Origin of the sequence: Bacteroides oleiciplenus YIT 12058, assembly GCF_000315485.1 — a bacterium.
GTDB classification, from domain to species: domain Bacteria; phylum Bacteroidota; class Bacteroidia; order Bacteroidales; family Bacteroidaceae; genus Bacteroides; species Bacteroides oleiciplenus.
Window position 1 is genome coordinate 759798 of sequence record NZ_JH992943.1, and the last position, 21771, is coordinate 781568.

Annotated in this window: 18 protein-coding genes and 1 pseudogene; 7 read left to right on the top strand and 12 right to left on the bottom strand. The window is 44.1% G+C overall.

Translation table 11 applies throughout. The annotated features are described in order from the left end of the window. Positions 1-274: 274 nt before the first annotated feature. Both HMPREF9447_RS19370 and HMPREF9447_RS19375 read right to left on the bottom strand, forming a co-directional pair. Positions 275-4228: a hybrid sensor histidine kinase/response regulator transcription factor gene (locus HMPREF9447_RS19370; protein WP_009131477.1), complete on the bottom strand. Its 3954-nt coding sequence runs from the start codon at positions 4226-4228 to the stop codon at positions 275-277. Between the two features lie 194 nt (positions 4229-4422). Then, positions 4423-5106 carry an energy transducer TonB gene (locus HMPREF9447_RS19375; RefSeq protein WP_009131478.1) on the bottom strand — a complete coding sequence of 228 codons (684 nt, stop codon included), beginning with the start codon at positions 5104-5106 and terminating at the stop codon, positions 4423-4425. A 563-nt stretch (positions 5107-5669) separates the two neighbouring features. On the opposite strand from HMPREF9447_RS19375, the gene HMPREF9447_RS19380 reads away from it, so the two are divergent. Continuing rightward, positions 5670-6308 carry an HU family DNA-binding protein gene (locus HMPREF9447_RS19380; RefSeq protein WP_009131479.1) on the top strand — a complete coding sequence of 213 codons (639 nt, stop codon included), beginning with the start codon at positions 5670-5672 and terminating at the stop codon, positions 6306-6308. Between the two features lie 146 nt (positions 6309-6454). On the opposite strand, the gene HMPREF9447_RS19385 is transcribed toward HMPREF9447_RS19380, so the two are convergent. The 9 genes from HMPREF9447_RS19385 to HMPREF9447_RS19425 all read right to left on the bottom strand — a co-directional run bounded on the left by HMPREF9447_RS19385 (position 6455) and on the right by HMPREF9447_RS19425 (position 15782). Continuing rightward, complete coding sequence (locus tag HMPREF9447_RS19385; protein ID WP_081589789.1) at positions 6455-7531, bottom strand: MBL fold metallo-hydrolase; 1077 nt, start codon at positions 7529-7531, stop codon at positions 6455-6457. A gap of 25 nt (positions 7532-7556) precedes the next feature. Further along, entirely contained in the window at positions 7557-8945 is a 1389-nt protein-coding gene (locus HMPREF9447_RS19390) for an aldo/keto reductase (RefSeq protein WP_009131481.1), read from the bottom strand. A 31-nt stretch (positions 8946-8976) separates the two neighbouring features. Beyond that, positions 8977-10482, bottom strand: a complete 1506-nt coding sequence (locus tag HMPREF9447_RS19395; RefSeq protein WP_009131482.1) for a 4Fe-4S binding protein — start codon at positions 10480-10482, stop codon at positions 8977-8979. Positions 10483-10501: 19 nt separating this feature from the next. Then, positions 10502-11014: a hypothetical protein gene (locus HMPREF9447_RS19400; protein ID WP_009131483.1), complete on the bottom strand. Its 513-nt coding sequence runs from the start codon at positions 11012-11014 to the stop codon at positions 10502-10504. 14 nt (positions 11015-11028) lie between these two features. Next, on the bottom strand, positions 11029-12939 hold the full coding sequence (locus HMPREF9447_RS19405; protein WP_009131484.1) for a TonB-dependent receptor plug domain-containing protein: 1911 nt from the start codon (positions 12937-12939) through the stop codon (positions 11029-11031). Positions 12940-13061: 122 nt separating this feature from the next. Beyond that, the gene (locus HMPREF9447_RS19410; RefSeq protein ID WP_009131485.1) at positions 13062-13817 is read right to left on the bottom strand and encodes a LytR/AlgR family response regulator transcription factor; all 756 of its coding nucleotides are present in this window, start codon (positions 13815-13817) and stop codon (positions 13062-13064) included. Between the two features lie 35 nt (positions 13818-13852). After that, positions 13853-14869 carry a sensor histidine kinase gene (locus HMPREF9447_RS19415; RefSeq protein WP_009131486.1) on the bottom strand — a complete coding sequence of 339 codons (1017 nt, stop codon included), beginning with the start codon at positions 14867-14869 and terminating at the stop codon, positions 13853-13855. Between the two features lie 246 nt (positions 14870-15115). After that, entirely contained in the window at positions 15116-15433 is a 318-nt protein-coding gene (locus HMPREF9447_RS19420; RefSeq protein WP_009131487.1) for a helix-turn-helix domain-containing protein, read from the bottom strand. Positions 15434-15437: 4 nt separating this feature from the next. After that, complete coding sequence (locus HMPREF9447_RS19425; protein ID WP_009131488.1) at positions 15438-15782, bottom strand: type II toxin-antitoxin system RelE/ParE family toxin; 345 nt, start codon at positions 15780-15782, stop codon at positions 15438-15440. 565 nt (positions 15783-16347) lie between these two features. Between HMPREF9447_RS19425 and HMPREF9447_RS19430 the strand changes: the two genes are divergently transcribed. The 4 genes and pseudogenes from HMPREF9447_RS19430 to HMPREF9447_RS27890 all read left to right on the top strand — a co-directional run. Beyond that, positions 16348-16644, top strand: coding sequence for a hypothetical protein (locus HMPREF9447_RS19430; protein ID WP_044138400.1), 297 nt, complete (start codon positions 16348-16350; stop codon positions 16642-16644). Positions 16645-16649: 5 nt separating this feature from the next. Further along, the gene (locus HMPREF9447_RS19435; RefSeq protein ID WP_009131491.1) at positions 16650-18014 is read left to right on the top strand and encodes an MATE family efflux transporter; all 1365 of its coding nucleotides are present in this window, start codon (positions 16650-16652) and stop codon (positions 18012-18014) included. Between the two features lie 52 nt (positions 18015-18066). Further along, positions 18067-18612 carry a Crp/Fnr family transcriptional regulator gene (locus HMPREF9447_RS19440; RefSeq protein WP_044138401.1) on the top strand — a complete coding sequence of 182 codons (546 nt, stop codon included), beginning with the start codon at positions 18067-18069 and terminating at the stop codon, positions 18610-18612. Between the two features lie 214 nt (positions 18613-18826). Then, positions 18827-19033, top strand: a pseudogene (locus HMPREF9447_RS27890) (class I SAM-dependent methyltransferase); the annotation flags it as partial. 4 nt (positions 19034-19037) lie between these two features. Here HMPREF9447_RS27890 and HMPREF9447_RS19450 read toward each other — a convergent pair. Further along, complete coding sequence (locus HMPREF9447_RS19450; protein WP_009131494.1) at positions 19038-19928, bottom strand: helix-turn-helix domain-containing protein; 891 nt, start codon at positions 19926-19928, stop codon at positions 19038-19040. Positions 19929-20169: 241 nt separating this feature from the next. On the opposite strand from HMPREF9447_RS19450, the gene HMPREF9447_RS19455 reads away from it, so the two are divergent. Continuing rightward, complete coding sequence (locus HMPREF9447_RS19455; RefSeq protein WP_009131495.1) at positions 20170-21153, top strand: aldo/keto reductase; 984 nt, start codon at positions 20170-20172, stop codon at positions 21151-21153. Positions 21154-21172: 19 nt separating this feature from the next. Continuing rightward, on the top strand, positions 21173-21736 hold the full coding sequence (locus HMPREF9447_RS19460) for a flavodoxin (RefSeq protein WP_009131496.1): 564 nt from the start codon (positions 21173-21175) through the stop codon (positions 21734-21736). Positions 21737-21771: the final 35 nt, after the last annotated feature.

The window sequence follows — 21771 nt, forward strand, 5'->3', positions numbered from 1 at the left end:
ATTTTAATTAATAAAACTTGATGCCGCAAATGTAAGCGGTCGCCCTGAACATCCTAAAACGATATCAGACCAAACACTATCAATAATCGGACACGAAGAAAAGAAAATGAAACTTCAGGAACAGAAAACGGACAAGAGAGATGCATTACATTGATAATCAACATAAAATAAAATATAAATTATTCTATTAAAAGTGCCGTACTATGTGTGGGCGAATAATTATTCGCCCACACATAGTACGGCAAAAACTGATATATTGAAAGAAAAGATATTATTATCTGGTTGCTTCTTCCATATACGCTTTCGGTGTCTTGCCATATTTATCGGAAAAACACTTCGCAAAATAAGACGGAGATGAAAAGCCAACCATATACATGACCTCATTTACCGTAAACTTTTTCTGTACCAGCAGCATGGCGGCTTTTTTCAGGCGGATAGATTTTATATAATCCACGGCAGTATTTCCTGTCAGCAATTTCAGTTTACGGTACACTTGTTTCTCGTTCAGTCCCGAAAGTTCTGCCAGTTTCTGCACGTTCAGGGCGGAGTCTTCCAGATGTTCCTCTATCAGATTCGTAATACCAGCAAGGAACTTTTCATCCGGCGTTTCTTTCATAGTCACCTCTTCCTGCCGAACATCTTCATCCCGACTCAGAGAGGCTTTTCTCACCAGCAATTCTTTATTGGCAACTATCTGATTAATCCTCGCTATCAAGTGGTCTATTTCAAATGGCTTCGGCAAGAAAGCATCCACTCCCAGTTTATAGGCCTCCAACTCCGTTTGTTTATTATCTTTCGCCGTAAGCAGTATAATAGGAATGGTGGCAGTCGACAAGTTACGTTTCAACAGGCGGCTCATTTCAACGCCATCCATAACAGGCATCATTATGTCCGCAACAATGATATCAGGCAACAGCCGGATTGCAGTTTCCAAGCCAGATTTACCATTATGAACCATCGTACACTGCATACCTTTCAGATTATCGGCAATAAACCGGGCTATCTCCATATTATCTTCCACAACCAGCACACGCAGTCCCCGTTCTTCAAACGAACCGCTCATGGAAGGAAGCAATGCAGGTTCTTCTACCTGAACCGCAGGCAACCATATAATAAAGGTGGTTCCCTTACCCACTTCCGACTCTACCTGAACCTCCCCACCATGTTGTGCCACATAATTTTTCACCATCGAAAGCCCGATACCCGATCCATCCTGATTGACTTCCCGGTTTTGCCCGGACTGGTAAAAACGATCAAAGATATACGGTAAATCTTCCCGAGGAATTCCAAAACCGGTATCAGAAACAGTTAATTTCAGCAATGTCTTTTGGAAATCTTCTTCCTTACTCTCAACCATAACGCTAATCCTGCCCCCGGACTCCGTAAATTTATAAGCATTCGACAATAAGTTATTGATAATAGATTCCAGCTTCAACGGATCAGCCTCTATATATACAGACGACACACAAGACTGAAATTCAAGAGACACTCCTTTAGCATCGCATGCCTCCTGATAAGTGGAAGTAATACTTTGCATAAATTCAACAGCCTCCATGCGGGACATTACGGAATGGGAAGAACTCCCCGAATCTTCCTTATAATTGATAATCTGAACAACCATTGAATTCAGCTTCATTGTATTTTCCTGTATCATCTGCAACAAAGCCTTTGACTGGCTGTTTCTGGTAGTACTGAGCAACTTATTGATCGGTCCCAATATCAGGCTCAGGGGAGTTTTCAATTCATGCGACATATTGGTAAGAAACTCCATCTTCATCTGCGAGAGGTCCAATGTCTTCTGTTTGTCCATCTCCGCTATATGCAGCTTGGTCTTCACCCTGTAATAGTTGATACCGGCAAAGAATAAGGCGATAACCACCCCGGCAACGAGCAACCGAAACCATACGGTATAGTACCAAGGTGCCTGAACAATGATATTCAATGTCCTTATCGTATCAATGCCATGATTTTGAGACTGTCTGCCTATTTCCAGATGATACGTCCCATAACCCAAATAGGAATATTCAATCAACGGATGATACGGATTCAAGGCTTTCCACGATTCATCCAGTTCTTTAATCCTATAAAAGTATCCGGACTGGCGTTCATTTTCGCGCAACAATTTCCCGGTAGAGAAACGGAAAGCCACACTATTTTCTTCAGGAGCTAAATTCAATTGTTTACAGTAAGCCACATCTTCATCCAGCAGAGAACGTCCGTTCAACTTCCGGGGCGGAGAAACGGGTACCCCATTCACATATATTTCCGAAATAATGGCAGACGGGTTCATGTCACGCTCATTCTTCAGGCACTCATTCGGATGAATTACCAGGCAATGATCTATCCCGCCCAACCATATCAGATGATTCCGACGGTCATAATAACAGCTTTTATACTGGGCAGCCGCCAAGTCCACAATATGTTCTATCATGTAAGTTTGCTTGTGAATCACACCTACGCTTCGACTTGTCAGAAACCAGATATAATCTCCGCACGAAGTCATACAATTGATGTCTCCGTATTCTTCCACATAGCTGTTCATATCTATCTCTTCCAGACGGTTATCTTGCGGATTTACCTTGAAAAGCGCATTTCTACGGGCTCCCCAAATTTCACCATCCTCATCACAAAACAGCGCAATGACTCCCCTGCTGGAAACTGAAGTCAACCGCGAAGGAGAATTGAGTAGCTGATTGTTACGGTTATCTATCTTGTACAGCACCCTTTCCGCATTCACCCAAATGTTTCCATCCGAATCGCTGAACATCCCAAGACATCCGTCATATTCTATCTTATGCGTCTTGTTCGTCGAGCAATAATTACATAAAGCAGGCACAAACTTATTGGTACCTGTAAGCAAACTTTCCCTTTTCACGCAGAAAAGGCCTCCCGAACAGGTAGCCAGCCAGATATTCCCTTCCCGGTCTTCACTGATTCCATAAGTCCAGATAGCATTTTTCCCACTTTCCGCATCTTCCACATTACAGAATATGAACCTCTGTTCTTTCTCATTAAACCAAGCAAAACCGCCATCCGTGCCAATCCAGACTGTTCCGCTCTTATCTTCATAAATAGTCCTGACCGTATTATTGGGAATCCGATGCTCTCCCTGCTTCTTGAAAAAGATAGATTTTCCGGTAATCTCATTATAATATCCCAATCCGTTAGTTCCCCCGAACCAGTAATTCCCGCGACTATCGTGCAGCATACGGTTTATCCAGTTTCCTTCGGTCGTGTTGATAAGGTCACTCCACTTGATTTTGAAGAAACACTTTTCCCGTGGAATAAACGAAATTCCTCCATCTACTCCCAGCCATTTATTCCCCTCCGCATCTTCAAAAAGACTCCACACACAATCGTTTAACAAGCTCCCGTCACTCTGCGTGCTATGCAAGTAATGACTCCATTCGTGCGTATCATTGTCGAAGATATACAAGCCACTATTTGTGCCCATCCAAAGCGAACCGGACTTCTCTTTCATCAAGACTTTAACGGAAATACCTTCCAACTCCGGAATACGTATTGCCCGATGTGTCTGCAAATCACATTTCAACAGCCCTCTGTCGCTGCCCAGCCAGAGAGTCCCGCTATCATAAAGCATACACAGCAACATGTCATCCTTAACCGAAAGGTTATCCAACAGGATAGGTTCTCGCTTGGCATGAGAGAGTTCAAACCTAAAGAGTCCTCTTGTATCGGTAAGCAAAATAAAAGTGTTGTCGGGCAAAAGTATATGCTGTATCATGCGGTATCCGCTCCAACTATACAAAGTGCCGGATTTCATTTGGTTAAGATCTAACCGGACAATTCTGTTTATACAAAACACCAACACCTCCTGCGAACTGATTCTGTACAATCCCGTCACTTCATCTTTAGAGAACCCCTCAATAGGAACCAGTTCCATTGTTTGCAGATTGAACAGGTATAATCCCTGTCTGCTTCCTATCAGATATTTTGTTGCAGACAACGCACAATAAACACTATATGTGCCAATACTTGGTGTCTTCTTGACGAATGATTCACCGTCGAACATCATAAGGCCGTTTGAGCCGCCCCAGATTCTTCCGATGGAATCCTGAAAAAAGAAATCGAAATGATCTATATCCAGACTTTTATTAACGAATACTTTATGTTGAGAAAGCTTTGAAAAGTCAAAAGCAGACTGACCACAAACTGATAAACATTGAAAACATGCAATGAATATAAATAATATCAAACGGTTCATCATAGTGACTAAGTTGCTGGTGTTTGATGCAAAAGTAATATTTTACTTTATCTTTTTTAATGAATTCCATGAAAAAGTTTATTCCTAAAACGAAGAGCAAAACAGACATATTCCTTTGCACAAAAAAGACATCGCCCGGCTTTAATATTAATTTATTAAAGCCGGGCGATGTCTTTTTTCATGTACCAATACCTCTGCTACTGCAATTTAAATGTCACAGGAACCGTAAATTTGCAACGTACGGGAACGCCACGTTGTTTACCCGGTTTCCATTTCGGCATAGTAGAAATAACACGGACAGCTTCTTTGTCCAGATAAGGGTCGATACCTTTGGCTACCTTAACGTCCACAATACTACCATCCTTGTTCACTACGAACTGCACAGTTACACGACCTTGCGTGCCGGTTTCCTGTGGAATGGTAGGATATTTAATGTTATCTCTCAGATAGCGCATCAGTCCCACCATACCACCATTCAAGAAATCAGGTTTTTCCTCTACCACTTCGAAGATTTCATCTTCTACCGGCACCTCTTCGTCCACCGTAGTAGCTATGTGTTTGATTTCCACATTTTCACCTGTTTCCTCGGAAGAGGCAATCGTAGTTTCTTCCAATTCTGTTTCATCATCTATAATCGTCAGAATTTCAGTAATCGCAGCAACCGGTGGTGGAGGGGGAGCAATTTCAGGTTGCTTCGAGATAGGGATTTCCATGTCCTGTTCAAATACATTCTCGGTAATACCACCGCTCGTGTCAATTCGGAGATCACGCGTCCATTCAAATGCAATGAACATGAAGGCCAGCACAATTACATAACCTACAAGTAGCCAGGTTGGCTTCTTGCTTTCCAGGTTCGCTTTGGGTGTTTTCTTGATTTCCATAGTTTCAAATTGATTATCGCATAATGTTTATTTGTTTATGAACAGAACATTATACAGATATTGTTAGTAATATGAAAAACATCAGTGGCCACTTCTGCTGTTCTAAAGATAATAAAATGTTGATTAGGTTGTTATTACAGAGGTTTTTAAATATACTTTTTTAAGAGGCATTCGGCAAAATTACTTAATTGAAAGATTATTTACGATTTGTGTTATTTTTCCTGATATTCCGCCTTTCCAACCACCGGAATACTAAAAACACAAGCCCCCCTTCCACCCTATTCAATCCCTTTATTCATCGAACTTACAGGATGGAAGGGTGTTGTGAACCCATAGCAGACATAGTGTATTGAGGTTATGCATAGGGTATTATCGTGTTTTCAATGAAGCATCAGCAGGTGTTGACGGCTGTCAGTAAGTCGGCTGACGACCGCCAACATATTTACTGACAACCGTAAGCCGACTTGCTGACAGTCGTCAATACTTGATAATGCTTTATGCAAAACTTGTTCTTCCTATATATAAATGCTACCTTTGTACCGTTACTTATAAAACGACAAACAATGGCTATCCTTTTTGAATGGTATGAGAATCCGGTACCAAACAACCAAACGGACAAAAAAACAATCCATGCACGCATCACCCTCAATGGAAAAGTAGAAACTGACGATATTCGCCACAAAATACAGGCACGCTGTTCTCTGACGGAAACGGATGTGTCGGCAGTGCTCGACGCACTCTCACACGTGATGGGCGAAGAACTGGCGGAAGGAAGACAGGTGCACTTGGACGGCATCGGATACTTTCATCCCACACTGAAATGCGAGGAAGGAATCACGATGGATACGAAACGAAAAAATGAGAAAGTGAAACTGAAAGGCATCAAGTTCCGCGCCGACCAGGCTTTGAAGAACGAGGTGGGACCGGTGAAGCTAAAAAATATCAGTCACGGAGGACACTCCAGCAAGCTGTCGAATGCGGAGATAGACATACGGCTGAAAGCATATTTTGCCGAACATCAGTTGATGACGCGTCTGGATTTTCAGCAAATATGTGGTTTCATGCGGTCGAAAGCGACGGAGCATCTGAAAAGGTTGAAAGAAGAAGGTAAAATTGAGAATATCGGACGGCGGATGCAGCCGATATATATACCGGTAGTGGGATACTACGGAATCAGTAAAGACAAAACAGTGATGAGATAGGCACAAAAACAGCCCTTCCACACGCTATGACCGATGAGTAAAGGGTTACAAGCGTGTGGAAGGGGAACAAAAAACGCTGATATCATTGCCGTTACACAACAACAATATCAGCGCGACCCACTATTTATTACAGAGATGAAAGTTTTCTATAAAGGTACGACCTCCCCAATCACGGGAACCAGCATATTCAGCGAATCTTGTTCCTGCATATTCCTTTCGTTCATCAGAGGTTCATCCCAAGGATGCTTTGCCAAGGCATATTTGGAATGATGTACCGTCAATATTCTTTTCGCTTTCAGTTCTCTGGCAGCCTTTCCCATATTCGAAGGCATCAGATGGATGTACTTCCAGTCCTCATTATATTGGCCGTTCTCCAGAATGGCAAGGTCTATATCGGGAAAGCGTTTTCCGATTTCTTCAAAATGGGAATCATATCCACCGTCTCCTGCCATATATAGCTTCTGAGACGGAGTTTCCAGCAGGAAGGACGCCCACAAGGTCTGGTTGGCTTTCAGACCACGCCCGGAGAAATGCCGTGTCGGGAGACAATAAACGGTAAAGCCGTTATCCAGTGCAGCATTTTCCTGCCAATCCAATTCCACAAGCTGTTCTTTTCTGTATCCCCAATGTTCCAGATGTTCGCCGACACCCAATCCGCAAATCACCTTGCCCACCCGGTCTTTCAGACTTTTCACAGTGCGATAGTCCAGATGGTCCCAATGGTCGTGACTGATTACCAGATAATCAATATCCGGCATATCCTCCGGTTTATAAATATCGGTTCCCTTAAACGGTTTATTGACAAAGGACACAGGGGAAGCCATGCAGAATACCGGGTCAACCAGAATCCGTTTTCCGTCTATCTGGATAAAGTAAGAGGAATGCCCGAACCAGATGAGTACATCTTTATCACGCTCCAATTTATGCAAATCCGTTTTAATGGTCGGAACTGCATCTTCCGGACGCAATCTCTCAGTCTTGCGGAACAAGAAGGAAAGCATCGCCCCAAAACGCCCTTTATCCGACGTCATCATCGGCGTCTGGTGCAGGTTAGTGAACTGACCGTCATGGTAATGGGGTGAACGCTTGATTCTTTCCAAACGTTCACCTTGGGGCAATCGGCCAAAACTCGGCTGATTGATAAAGGCGAATACGGAAATGCATATTACAGCAATGACTGCTATTATTATTCCAAACCACATACGTACTTTTGTTTTTCTCATTCTAAATTTGTTTAGGAGCTACGAGCTACAACGTTTCCTGTTTCAACTGTTCCACAAACGCATCAATGCGTCTCAGTTCCTTAGGAATATTGATACTCTGCGGACAGTGGGGCGAGCATTGGTCGCAACCGATGCAATGGCTTGCCTGACGCAGACGTGGCACACTCCGATCGTACCCTACAAGGAAAGCACGACGCGCCTGCCTGTAATTCTCATCTTGCTGGCTCTTCGGCACATTACCTTCATTCACACATTTATTATAATGTATGAGTACAGCAGGAATATCAATACCATAGGGACAAGGCATACAGTATTTACAGTCGTTACAAGGCACCGTAGGATATTTCAGCATCAATTGTGCCGTCTCTTCCAGAAACTCCTTATCATCCTCGGTCAGAGGAATCAGCGGAGAATATGTACGGATGTTATCTTGCAGATGCTCCATGTACGTCATGCCGCTCAATACCGTCAGCACCAATTCCGGAGAACCGGCAAAGCGGAATGCCCACGATGCCACACTATCCTCCGGACGACGCTGTTTAAGACGCGTCATGATATGAGTGGGCACATTAGAGAGGCGCCCTCCCAACAACGGCTCCATAATGACCGCCGGAATATTGCGCTTCACCAATTCATCATACAGATAATCCGCATTCACATTGCGTCCCGAAGCATGTTTCCAATCCACATAATTAAGCTGTATCTGTACAAAATCCCACTTCACCTCATCATGCAGGGAAAGCGCATAATCATATGTATCTACCGAACCATGAAAAGAGAATCCCAGATTACGGATACGCCCTGCCTCCCGTTCCTTCAACAGAAATTCCATCATTCCGTTATCAATATACCGTGCTTTGAAAGCCTCCGTTCCGCCACCGCCGATGGAGTGGAGCAGATAGTAATCAATATAATCCGTCTGCAAATCCTCGAACGACTTGCGATACATAGCAATGGAATTCTCACGGCTATAATTGCTGAAATTAGAGAGTTTGGTAGCAATGAACAACTTCTCACGCGGATGACGTTTCAGCGCAATACCTGTTGACTTCTCCGACCATCCCTGCACATAAACCGGGGATGTATCGAAATAATTCACCCCGTGTGCGATGGCATAATCCACTAATTCGTTTACGGCATCCTGGTCAATGATGTCCCCTTTTCCATCCGGCGAAGGGATAGTCGGCCAGCGCATACAGCCATAGCCGAGGAGTGAAACCCGGTCTTGCTGAGTCGTAGACGTTCGGTAAGTCATTTTATCCGTAGGCACCGGCGTAGTTGCACTGCCTCCGGGAAGCACTCCGTCTTTCTGCTTACAGCTATAAAGAGTGGCGGCAGCCGTAGTGGTAGCAGCACTGATACCCACTATTTTCAGGAAATCCCTGCGGTTTATATTTTTATTATGTTCTTCCATATATGTTTCTAACATTTATCACATTATCATCTTAAATCACCCTATGTCTCTCATGCCCCTCCACATAAATAGCACTGAACGGACGTGCCGGACAAAGATTCTCGCAAGCGCCACAACCGATGCAACGCTCTACATTGATGGCCGGGATTTTCGGAGACTCAGCATCATTCGCATCAGAAGGCACCATCGTAATGGCAGCAGCCGGACAATGACGGGCACAGTTTCCACAATTCACTCCGTCCGTCAGCGGCACGCAGTTCTTCTTAATCCACACGGCGTGGCCTATCTGGATAGACGATTTATCGGCCAGACTGGTGAGATGAATAGCATCCGTCGGACACACCTCGGCACACTTGGCACATTCCGGACGGCAATAACCACGTTCATAAGACATCTCCGGCTGCATCAATGTCATCAGATTGCCGGAAGGACGCAATACCTGATTAGGACACACCGACACACAAAGCTGGCAAGCCGTGCAATGCTCCGTAAAGTTGCGTACCCCTAATGAACCTGCCGGGAAAATAGGTGTCGTGCGCTTGGGAATCTTTTTATCTTCGATAACCGCCAGTCCGCCATCCACCTTCTTCTCCTGGGCCTTCAGCAAGGTGCTTGCAGCAAACACGGCCCCGGCAGAAAAGAAAGCACGGCGCGCGTTGTCCACCTGTTCCGGTGACACGCTATTCACCTTTCCGGCAGATACCGGTTGCTGTGCTTCTTTACGCGAACGTTCATAGCGGATGGCACCCTTCTTGCACTTTCCAATGCAATCCATGCAAGCCACGCAGCGACTATAATCTATTTTATGAGCTTTCGAATCAATACAGGCCGCTTTGCAGTTGCGTGCACATAGTCCACAGCCATTGCATTTACTTGTATCAATCACAGGTTTCAGTAAAGAAAAGCGTGACAGGAATCCCAACACCGTGCCCACCGGACAAATCGTATTACAATATGTACGTCCGTTGCGCCAAGCCAGCACAGCCAGAATGACAAACGTCAGGGCAGCTATCGCAAAAGTCCCCGCAGCCTTCATCCACACGTCTACGGAATAAAACATATAGCTGTCCGCACGTTCCGCCAGATAGGCAAGCAGATTATTTCCCCACTGATAAACCGGGGCAAAGAGATTGGAGGCAATCCGCCCATACGAACTGTAAGGTGCAAGCAGCGCCACCAGAGAGCCGACGCCCCCTATCAAAGCCAATATAAACACACCCAATACTCCATAGCGCAACCAATTGAGTGCAGGCGAATAAGAGTAGCGGTTCTTTTTCCGCTTTTTGCCCAGCCATGAAACCACGTCCTGAAAGACACCCAACGGACATATTACCGAACAATACACACGTCCCAAAAGCAACGTCAGCACAATCAGGGCTATCACAACCCCTACATTCAAGGCTAACAACGCAGGCAAGAATTGAATTTTAGCCATCCAGTCGAACCAACCATGCAGTGTCCCCGTGAAGTCGAGGAACAGCAGCGTAATCAGCACAAAGAAGAAAATGGCAACCGTTAGTCTGATTTTTCGTAACATACTTCTATTTTATAGAATATCATTTATAAACCAAATACTTAATGAACAGATAACCGCCGAAAACTTGCAATATCATTCCCGGAATACCAATACGGAAATCCTGCAAGGCAAGAGTGAGATTACCTAACATGGCCCACTCGCCCAATGTGCCCACAAGTTGATAGGCCAGAACCACCAATGCCAGCATCGGGACAGAGACATGCTTAGAACGATTGGCGATATATCCGGCAGCCACCGCCAACAAGGCTGATTTCAGTAGTATAGCCGGAAGCACGCCCGCAGCAGGCATACCGAAAAGCAGATGATTCAAAACCGGAGAAAAGACGGCAGTCAGTAATCCTACTTTCCAACCATATTTATAGGCTCCGATGAGCGTAAAGAAATAGATTGGAAGCAACGTGAGGCCGCCTTGCGGAATAAGATGGCAAAGTTGAGGCAGAGCCAGATTACCCAGAATAAAAAGAGCAGCGGCAAAATACGTTTTCACATTACCATAATCCAGAGAATAAAGTCTGATAGTTGTTGTTTTCATAATTTATATACTTATTAAAAGTTAATGTTTACTCCACCCATAAAAGTAGCTTTCGGCATAGGATAGCCGGCTATTATTTCGTAACGTTGTGCCAGCAAGTTCTCGCCACGCACATAGAACGACAGGTAATTGGTTGCTTTAAAGCTCCCCTGCATATCCCACAGCACAAAGTTCTCCTTGGTTTCTGCATCCAGGTCGGTATAAAGTCCTTTCACATATTGAATGCCCGTAGATGCACTCCAGCGTCCTTTCCTGAAGTTCACGCCTCCGTAAAGTTTATGTTCGGGAGATGCCAGTACAGGATTCTCCATATGAAGCCAGCTATAATTTGCCGTGATACCCCATGTTGAATTGAACTGGTATCCTATGTTGGCTTCCGCTCCCCAGTTCTCAATCTCACCGGAGTTCTGGTTCAGCATGCCGCTGCCAGCCGGATTGGGAAGACGCAGAATCAGGTTTTCACCATTGATATAGAACACATTTACGCCATATGACAAACGGTTTTCCATAAGGCGCTGTGAGAAGGAAAGTTCATAATTCCACAATTTCTCGGGCTTCAAATCCGGATTTTGCGGAGGGAACATATACATTTCGCGAATGGTTGGATTGCGAAATCCCTTACTTGCCATTGCCTTGATTTCCGCATCTTTCGGGAGGTGGAAAGCCAGACCGACTTGCGGAATAAACTCCGTCCCTGTCTGCGAATGATGGTCTACGCGTGCACCGGCATTCAGTGTGAGCCAGGCAACAATGTCCTGCCGGAAGTCTACATATCCGGCTACCTCATTCAAGGATTTATCCGCCGAGGTTTCACGATGTCCGTCAGAGAATTTATTCCATGCTTCACCGCCGAAATGAAAATAATCGGCCCCTACAGTCACCCGGTTCCCTTTGAAAAGTTGCAGGCTCTGATACCATGATACACCAAGCATCTGGTCGTTGGAGTTGAAGCGGTAGTCAAGCGGTTCTCCGCCGGGCTGGTAGCCGTCGTTTATCCAGTGGTCTCCCCAGTTATAAAAGAAACTCAATGCTCCCGAGGTCTTTTCGTAATGATTCTCCAGAGCAAAAGAGGTCATACCGCGAGTGATGCGCTGGTCGTTGTCGATATAAGGGCGACTTACCGACCCCGGATTGGTGGCATTGAAATGAGTGATATTCACATCTCCCCACAGCTTCCAGTTGTCCGTGAAGTCATAACCCAACTTGGCATAACCGCCGTATTGTTCAAAGCCCATATCGGCCCGATGCCCGTCCGTGCGATTATAAGAAGCTGTCACCGTACTGCTGAAACGTCCTTTCCGGATGCGGTTGGTTGCTTCGGTCTGCAAGGTTCCATAAGAGCCGGCACCGATGTTAATGCTTGTATTCACACCGTCTTCCTGCATCTTGCGGGTGACGATGTTGATGACGCCACCCATGGCATTGGAGCCGTAAAGCACTGATGCCGGGCCACGAAGCACTTCTACTCGCTCCGCCATCATCGTTTGGTAAGCATCGGCAATGGGATGTCCCATCAAACCCATATATTGAGGATGTCCGTCAATCAAAACCAACAGTCCGGTAGTGGGTAATCCCGCCTGTGCAGGACCTCCGATTCCACGCAACGACATCTGTCCTGATGCACCTGTGGCTACACCATACCCCATCACACCGCGTGAAGTGGAGAAGAAACCGGGCACCTGAGAGTTCAGCACCGGAAGCACGGAAGCCTGTTGGCTCGCTTCAAGTTGCGGACGTCCCACCACTGATACGGTCATGGGCAGATGGCGTACATCCGTTTCGCTGCGTGTGCCCGTCACCACCACTTCATTAATAGCATAGCTTCTCGCTACCTGTGTGCTGTCCTTGCCGGTTTGTGCTTGCAGGCTTGCCGCACTTATCAGGCAGCCTGTACATAATGCAAGTATCGTTCTCTCTTTTTTCATCTTTAAAATTACTCTTTTATTCTATAATAGTTTTCAATTGCAAATATAGGGACTGCTGTCAACAGAAACCGTAGACAAATTACAGTAGTATATACCTAAATTACTGATTAACGTCCTGTAACCTAATCGTTACTCACTAACCAGGACTTGAATTCGGATGCCTTATTCTTACTGATATAGACACGCTCGGGAACCTCCACATCGAGCGTCACCAGCAGGCGGCTATCGAACCAGATTGTTATATCCGTCACGCTGTTCCTGGCTATAATGAATTGCTTATTCGCCCGGATAAAGTCAGCGGGATTCAGAGAGGACATTATCTGTTCCAACGTCTTGGAATACGGATACATGGTCCCGTCTTTCAGATACACACACGTATTCTTATCCGCCGTATAAAAACACGAAACATCCTTCAGACTGACAGGCAACAATTTATCTTTATAGGGAATCAATAGCTTATCTTTATATCTGGGTGCCGGTGCCAACAGGTTCAACTGAGACAAGTATTGCAGAATATCCTGATGAGTCAGCTTGCTATATTTATCCAGTGCATGCTTCACATCCTCCACCTTCACCGGTTTCAGCAGGTAATCCACGCTATTCACCTTAAAAGCTTCTATCGCATAGCGGTCATAGGCCGTCGTAAAAACAATAGGGGTTTCCAATTCCATCTTGTCGAAGATAGTAAATGCCGAGCCATCCGACAAATGGATATCCATGAATATCAAATCCGGAGCCGGATTGGATTGCAGCCAATGGATAGTCTGGGTCACACTTTCCGTATTACCTGATATTTGAATATCATAGGAGACTTCCTTGAGAATATCTACCAGATTCTCATAAGCGGCAGTCTCGTCTTCTACAATAAGCACTCTCATATCGCTACTCTTTTGTTTTGATATTGATTCTATTTTTATTTTAAAGGGAGATAAACCCGGAATGTTTCTTCATCGCGCTCTACCCGGATTTGCTTATTCATCAGCAAAGCGAAACGGCTTTCCAGATTCTTCAATCCGGTTCCGTTGGTATCGGGCGGAGAGAGTTTGGGGTAAACAGGATTGGACACCACCAACTCATTCCGTTCATTCAGCCGGATAGATATTTCCATCTTATGTTCACTGTCTATCATATTATGAACGGTCACGTTCTCTACCAGTGGGAGCAACGAAAGCACCGGCAATGTCAATTCATCCTGCACAGCCTCATCTACCCGGATGGAGAACACCAGCTTATTAGCAAAACGCACCTCCATCACGTAGCGGAAAGACTGGATGAATTCCAATTCCTCCCTCAATGTGACCAGCCCTTTCTTATCACTCTGAAGAATGTAGCGGAAGATGTCAGACAATTCATGCACGTACATCAGTGTTTTCTCGTCATCCTTCTTGCGGATGAGCGATTGCACTCCGTTCAGTGAGTTAAAAAAGAAATGCGGGTTTATCTGGTTGGCCAATGCATCGCAACGGCTTTGCAGATTCTCTATACGCAGGCGCTCAATCTCGTGTTCCTTCTCCCGTTGTTTGGAATAGAGCATGGAGATGTGGCCGATAAGCGTGCAGAGGGAACACAGGATGAAAAATTGGGAAAGCAGGGTGCTACCCAGAAAGTCCGTGCGGATACCGTATGAAGCAATCCAGTAGGAAACGGATGCAAACCCCGCGTAGGCAAGCAACAAGTAGCCGAAGTTGCGGGCAAAGCGTTCCTTAAACTGTGCATCCGGTAGCCGACGCAGATTGTAGCGTATCAACAGACTAATCAGTCCCCAGAAGAAAAAGAAACGGTAGGCAAAATACCAATAAAAGCCTGCACAAACTCCCCAGAATTTTATATCCCAAGGGAGGCAGGCTATGTTGGGATATATGATGAAAACCGCACTAATCAGACTGACCAGCGGCAGTTTACGGCTTATGTATGTATCAAATGAGGACATATGTTTTTTCTTCTTTTCTGCAAAGAAAAACAAAATTATCGAGACGCAGCAACGGCAAAAGAAGCAAAACGAAAAAACAGGCGATAAAAACGAATTTAACTTAAAAGGAAAGAGAGCATATTAAAGATGAAGGAGTCAAAACTCACCACAGATTACACGGATTGACACAGATTAAAATTAAAAAATTGATTATCAAGATAGATAATCTGTGGAAATCTGTAAAATCTGTGGTTAAAAAGACTTTCTTTAAAGAATAGTCAGACTGACCCTTTTACCCAACCCTTCGAAAATCCGGAAGAGGGTGGAGAGTTGTACATCTGCTTTTCCATTCTCGATGCGTGAGATATAGGTTTTCTTTGTACCTATTTTCGCAGCAAGTTGTTCCTGGGTAAGACCGGCTTTCAGACGTTCTTCTTTCAGACGTTCGGCAAGAATAAAAGCTTCTGCGCCCCGCTCAAAGTTATTGCGTTCCGGTGTGCCTTTCTGCCCGTACTGAATGTAGAGAATCTCATCATAATCATCTCCACATTCCATTATTGCTTTTCTTTTTTCTTCTTCAGTCATTTTCTTATCCTTTTTTGCTGTTAAAATATTCATTCATTATAGCCTTTGCTCTTTTTATTTCATCAGACGGAGTCTTTTGAGATTTCTTTTGAAATCCGTTGAACAGAATAACCAATTGTCCTTCGTCATTGCAACAGAAAATACGATATATATTCCCAGCATACTCCACTCTGATTTCAAATAGTCCTGATACTCCTTCTATCTGTTTAAAATAGCTTTTCGGTACTCTATCTAATTGCTTAATAAGCTCAATAACATAATCAATTTTTGTTCTTACTTCAGGTGTTTGTGCCAAATAGAACTCTTTATAGTATGTTTTGAATACCTTTATTTTTCGGATATATTCCATTACTGTTTTATTTTATCGCAAAGTTAACTATATAATTAACTTCCGCAATCTATTCCTGTATATTTAACATTATCTTATTCTTCTATTTCCTCAATATTTCGGAGAATGCATTTTTCTGTCTAAACTGCTTTTATTGATAAATAAGATATTTTACTCTTGTCGAATGAATCAGTGTTCCCGTTTCACGACTTTTAGGCCAATTTCATGCCCTCCCCGTATCTGGTCCATATCAAGTCCGTACCAAGTCCGTAGCAAATTCGGTTGTATAGATACGGAGCAGATACGGACTTGATATGGACCGGGTACGGGGAGATAGGAAAAACAGACCAAACAAGAAAATAAATTCCGAATATAATTTGGTGGTTATAAAAACATTGCCCAAATTTGCACCCCGAAAACAAAGACAGGCGTATAAATCCTCATCGGAGGGCATTATAATCAATAATTAGGATGCCGGATAAGATGAATGGTGCAAATCATTCATCCTGTCCGGCACCTTTTTTTATACTATAATAAACTGGTAAAAACTTAAATTGAAAACAACGTTATGACAGTATTGTACTCAATGGCATATTTAGTTTGCTACATGGTGTCTTTATTGCCTTTCTGGATTTTGTATAGAATATCAGATGTGCTCTACATCGTATTCTATTATGTGATGGGATACAAAAGGAAAATAGTCCGCAACAACCTTCGCATTTCTTTCCCCCACAAAGAGATGAATGAAATCATTGCCATAGAAAAGAAGTTCTATGCTTTCTCCGTACACGTGAAGAAATCACACTCTGGCACAGACAGGTGGGATATGCCTGAAACGGCAGGATTTAGAATAACAGTTTTAGCCGAATTGATGAAAGAATAAGTTTGATGAAAGAGTTAGATTTGACACAAGGCAGCGTTCCGAAAGTACTGTTACAGTTTGCAGTACCCTTCCTGATAGCGAACGCACTTCAGGCACTCTACGGGGGTGCCGACCTTTTTGTTGTGGGACAATATGATGATTCTGCAAGCGTAGCGGCTGTTGCCATCGGCAGCCAGGTGATGCAAACCATTACGGGTATCATCCTTGGCATTACGACGGGAACTACCGTACTGATTGCCATTGCAACTGGGGCGAAAGACGACCGGCAAGTAGCTTCCACAATCGGTTCGTCCGTATGGTTATTTTCTATCATCAGCGTAGCACTTACTCTGATTATGGTACTCTTCCATAGCCAGATTACCAGCCTGATGCATACTCCAACGGAGGCTGTGGCCGACACGAAAAGTTATATTCTGGTTTGTTCAGTAGGTATCCTGTTCATTGTAGGCTACAACGTTGTGTGCGGCATCCTACGCGGATTGGGTGATTCAAAAACACCACTCTATTTCGTAGGACTGGCCTGTGTGATTAATATCGTTCTCGATTTTATATTAGTGGGATACGCTCATCTTGGCCCTACCGGAGCAGCCATTGCCACTGTTACGGCACAAGGCATCAGCTTTGCAACAGCGCTCTGGTTCTTGCATCGACGGGGATTCCACTTTGAATTCACGCGGCGGGACGTCCGACTAAATAGTATCCTGTCCAAAAGAGTCCTGGCGCTCGGAGCTCCCATAGCCTTGCAGGATGCACTGATCAATGTCTCGTTTCTGATAATCACCGTTATCGTGAATCAGATGGGTGTGATTGCATCGGCCTCGCTGGGTGTAGTGGAGAAAATCATCGTATTCGCCATGTTGCCTCCGATGGCCATATCATCGGCCGTGGCAACCATGACAGCACAGAATTATGGTGCAGGATTGATACAGCGAATGAACAAGTGCCTCCTTTCCGGAATAGGGTTTGCTCTTGTTTTCGGATTGTCGGTTTGCCTCTATTCGCAATTCCTACCGGAAACGCTTACGGCTTTTTTCACCAAAGATCCGGCAGTTGTGGCTATGGCGGCGGAATATCTGCGGGGATACAGCATCGACTGCATCATTGTCAGCTTCGTGTTCTGCATCAATTCCTATTTCAGTGGACAGGGAAATTCATTGTTCCCGATGATTCATAGTCTGATAGCAACTTTCCTGTTCCGCATTCCGTTGTCATACTGGTTCAGCCAGATAGACAGTTCATCACTGTTCGTCATGGGCTTTGCTCCACCCATCTCGACAGTAGTTTCGCTGTTGATATGTATCTGGTATTTGAGATATAGCCGAAGGAAGACTTATATGCAAGGGACCATGATACCAGTGGTTTCCAATTAGATATTTCTGAATGCAATAATCAATAATGACATTAACCCAAAAATTAAGTTGTATGGAAGCTTATTTGAAAAGACTCTGTTCGGAAAACCAGGTTACCGAACAGGAAATGAAGAAGTTGTTAGCTCGCATGAAAATGATGCATTTAGACAAAGGGGAAGTGCTGGCCCCGGAAGCAACCGATGAATCAGGCTTATATATCATCGCCTGCGGCATTCTTCATGCGTTCACTTCCTGCGAAGGAGCGGATAAGACTATCGAATTCTTGTCCGCAGGAGACACCTTGTTTTGTTATCATACAGATGAGTGGTCTGTAAAAACTCTGACAAAGAGCATGGTCTACTATATCAGCGGAGAGGAGGTTGAGGAACTATGCGCAACCTCAACATCGTTTGCCAATTTAATCCGCCAACTGACGGAGTATCAACTTTACTTCAGAGAAGAAATGTATGTAAATGCGCATAAGCAGACAGTGAAAGAGAAATACCTATCGCTGTTTGCCAATATCCCCGACATTCTGTACAGGGTTCCCTTGGAGTATATAACCTCTTATTTAGGAACCGAAGTCACCAGTCTGGGGTATGCGGCAGGGAGACGCTGATAGACATTTTCCCTACTTTTAGGTATTGCCCTCTTGGCATAAGAGTCGTAACTTTGGCAAAAAATAAAAGTAGTAGATGGATCCGGAAAAGAAATATGGAAAACTCCAGGAAGAGAGAACTTATCGAGGTATAAGTTCTCTCTTTTTTTTGAATGAATTTGAATATTGTTCTTTTTTGTCAGACAGTACAAATAACTTAAATAACACAAGAATGACCCTGCGAGGGCACGATGCCCAAATCCGTTCCGGACTGAAAGACGGGCATGAAGTGGAGGTCTGGGAACCACGCCTGCAACTTATTGAGCAAGCACTCTATCAGAAGTTCTTTCCCAAAAGGTGGGGATTCGGCGGAATGCTGATGGGAAAATTCCCCGGCATCTGCAAGAAGTTCAGTTCACTGTTAGGGTATAAAATCAACTAAGGAATTATGCCCGATACTCATTCGGGCTTACTCCCACCACCTTCTTAAACAAACGGCTTAAATGATGCGGATACTTGAAGCCCAGTTCATAGGCAACTTCGCTAACGGTTTTATTCTCATCATAGAGCCGTTCCTTTGCTTTCTCTATCACAAAGAGTTGAATGGACTCCTGAGCAGATTTTCCGGTTTCTTTCTTAATCAAATCACCAAAGTAATTGGCAGAAAGATGCAGTTTGTCCGCAGCATATTGCACAGACGGCAAACCGACTGTTTGCGGCTGGTCTGATTCAAAGTAGTCACTGAGCAAATTCTCAAAACGAACCAGGATATCTTTATTCAGACTTTCACGGGTAATGAATTGGCGGTCATAAAAACGCTGGCAATGATTCAGCAAGAGTTCAATGGTAGAAGCGATAATGCTTTTGCTGTGCTTGTCTATGGCTCGTTCCAGTTCTTCCTGTATCTCCAGATAACAGTTAAGGATAATCTGACGCTCACGCTCCGACATATGCAAAGCTTCATTCGCTTCATAAGAGAAAAAGCTGTAGTCTTTCATCTTGCGTCCCAATGATGTGCCCCGCAATAAATCAGGATGGAATAGTAATGCCCACCCTTGAGGATTCAATGTTTCTTTGTCATCATCCACACCTGCCACCTGTCCCGGAGCGACAAAGACCAGCGTACCTTCCTGATAATCGTATGTGCTGCGTCCATAAGACAACTCACCACATTTAAGCTGTTTTAGGAATATACAGTAAAAACCAAAATTCTTGCGCCCGTGCTTTAATGACTTCAATGTTGAAAAGTCAACCACACTGACGAGCGGATGCAATGTCTCCACTCCTACCGCCATATTATACTCATGAATTGTATTCAACTTTACGATTGTACCCATAATCTTCTCATTTTTATCCGGTGACAAAAATAAAGGTTTTCTTTCAGCTTACAAACATCTGTATCATTAAATCCGTAATATTGGTGCAAGAAACTGTAATCTGTGTATACGCCTCATTCTCAACTATTCAAGAAACATTTTAAAACCGTAATTATGGTTTGCAAAGCAGTAATCTATCTATTTACAAATGCTATCTCACAGCTTACCTTTGCAACATCAAAATTTATAAAAAACAAAAGTTATGAAATATCGGGAATTAGGAAAAAGTGGACTTAAAGTTTCCGCAATAGGTTTAGGCTGCATGGGAATGAGTTATGGCTATGGTGCTGCCGGTGACAAAAAGGAAATGATTAAGCTGATTCATCAGGCTATAGAAAAAGGTATTACTTTCTTTGATACAGCTGAAGTGTATGGGCCCTACACCAATGAAGAACTGGTGGGTGAGGCTTTAGAACCTTATCGCAATGAAGTAGTCATTGCTACCAAATGCGGTATTCAGATCGTAGATGGGAAACAAATAGTCATTGGAAAACCGGAAGCCATACGTCGCTCCATTGAAGGTTCTCTTAAACGCCTGAGAACAGAGTATATAGATTTATACTACCTGCACCGGGTAGACCCTGACACTCCTATTGAAGAAGTAGCGGAAACAATGAAGCTACTGCAACAAGAAGGTAAAATACGGCATTGGGGAGTATCGGAAGCGGGAGTACAGACCATTCGCCGGGCACATGCTGTTTTTCCGCTGACTGCTGTGCAAAGTGAGTATTCCATGTGGTGGCGCGAACCTGAAAAAGAGTTATTGCCGACTCTTGAAGAATTGGGAATAGGTTTCGTACCTTTCAGCCCGCTGGGTAAAGGTTTTCTGACAGGTAGTATTAGTAAAGATACCCGGTTCGATAAGAGTGATTTCCGCAATATTGTTCCCCGGTTCACTACAGAGAATCTGAATGCAAATCAGGTAATCATTGACTTCATCAAAATACTGGCGAATGAGAAGAATGCAACTCCCGCACAAATCGCACTGGCATGGGTGCTTGCTGTTAAACCTTGGATTACTCCTATCCCAGGAACTACAAAATTAAGCCGTTTGGAAGAAAATCTACAGAGCATAAATGTGGAGATTACACAGGAAGAACTTAAAAAAATCAATGATATGCTTAACTCTATTCCAATCTCAGGTGACCGTTATCCGGAAGAATTAGCAAAAAGAGTCGGAAAATAATCATTAAAACAGAAATAGCATGAAAACAAGAATTATTTCATTAATCGTAATCGCAATGACAACATTAGGTATGAATGTACAAGCGCAGAACTCCTCTGCGGACAAGAAAGTATTGGTAGCCTATTTCTCCCGTTCGGGAAACACGCGCGCAGTAGCTGACCACATCAAAAACCTCACCGGAGGAGATATGTTCGAAATTCAGGTAGCCAAGCCGTATCCGGAAGAATATCATGCCTGCACCGAAGTAGCCAAGAAAGAGAAAGAGGACAATGCAAGACCAACCCTCAAAAACAAAGTTGAGAATATGGCATCCTATGACGTCATCTTCGTCGGTTATCCTAACTGGTGGGGAACGATGCCGATGCCTATCCTGACCTTTTTGGAAAGCTATGACCTTAGCGGTAAGGTAGTAATTCCCTTCTGCACGCATGGCGGAGGTGGCGAACAAAACTGTTTCAAAGATTTCGTCAAACATATTGGTAAGGCAGACAGCAAAAAAGGATTCCTTATCAGTGGTGGACAAGCCTCATCTGCCCGTCCGCAGGTGGAAAGCTGGTTGAAAGGACTTAAATTAATACAATAATCTGCAATGTCCGAGGATTAACAGCATTATCAATT

Coding starts and splice junctions, on each gene's coding strand:
- HMPREF9447_RS19455 (WP_009131495.1), top strand. CDS start 20,170: ATGAAATATCGGGAATTAGGAAAAAGTGGACTTAAAGTTTCCGCAATA.
- HMPREF9447_RS19410 (WP_009131485.1), bottom strand. CDS start 13,817: ATGAGAGTGCTTATTGTAGAAGACGAGACTGCCGCTTATGAGAATCTG.
- HMPREF9447_RS19460 (WP_009131496.1), top strand. CDS start 21,173: ATGAAAACAAGAATTATTTCATTAATCGTAATCGCAATGACAACATTA.
- HMPREF9447_RS19385 (WP_081589789.1), bottom strand. CDS start 7,531: ATGAGAAAAACAAAAGTACGTATGTGGTTTGGAATAATAATAGCAGTC.
- HMPREF9447_RS19405 (WP_009131484.1), bottom strand. CDS start 12,939: ATGAAAAAAGAGAGAACGATACTTGCATTATGTACAGGCTGCCTGATA.
- HMPREF9447_RS19400 (WP_009131483.1), bottom strand. CDS start 11,014: ATGAAAACAACAACTATCAGACTTTATTCTCTGGATTATGGTAATGTG.
- HMPREF9447_RS19415 (WP_009131486.1), bottom strand. CDS start 14,869: ATGTCCTCATTTGATACATACATAAGCCGTAAACTGCCGCTGGTCAGT.
- HMPREF9447_RS19420 (WP_009131487.1), bottom strand. CDS start 15,433: ATGACTGAAGAAGAAAAAAGAAAAGCAATAATGGAATGTGGAGATGAT.
- HMPREF9447_RS19370 (WP_009131477.1), bottom strand. CDS start 4,228: ATGATGAACCGTTTGATATTATTTATATTCATTGCATGTTTTCAATGT.
- HMPREF9447_RS19450 (WP_009131494.1), bottom strand. CDS start 19,928: ATGGGTACAATCGTAAAGTTGAATACAATTCATGAGTATAATATGGCG.
- HMPREF9447_RS19425 (WP_009131488.1), bottom strand. CDS start 15,782: ATGGAATATATCCGAAAAATAAAGGTATTCAAAACATACTATAAAGAG.
- HMPREF9447_RS19390 (WP_009131481.1), bottom strand. CDS start 8,945: ATGGAAGAACATAATAAAAATATAAACCGCAGGGATTTCCTGAAAATA.
- HMPREF9447_RS19380 (WP_009131479.1), top strand. CDS start 5,670: ATGGCTATCCTTTTTGAATGGTATGAGAATCCGGTACCAAACAACCAA.
- HMPREF9447_RS19435 (WP_009131491.1), top strand. CDS start 16,650: ATGAAAGAGTTAGATTTGACACAAGGCAGCGTTCCGAAAGTACTGTTA.
- HMPREF9447_RS19440 (WP_044138401.1), top strand. CDS start 18,067: ATGGAAGCTTATTTGAAAAGACTCTGTTCGGAAAACCAGGTTACCGAA.
- HMPREF9447_RS19375 (WP_009131478.1), bottom strand. CDS start 5,106: ATGGAAATCAAGAAAACACCCAAAGCGAACCTGGAAAGCAAGAAGCCA.
- HMPREF9447_RS19395 (WP_009131482.1), bottom strand. CDS start 10,482: ATGTTACGAAAAATCAGACTAACGGTTGCCATTTTCTTCTTTGTGCTG.
- HMPREF9447_RS19430 (WP_044138400.1), top strand. CDS start 16,348: ATGGCATATTTAGTTTGCTACATGGTGTCTTTATTGCCTTTCTGGATT.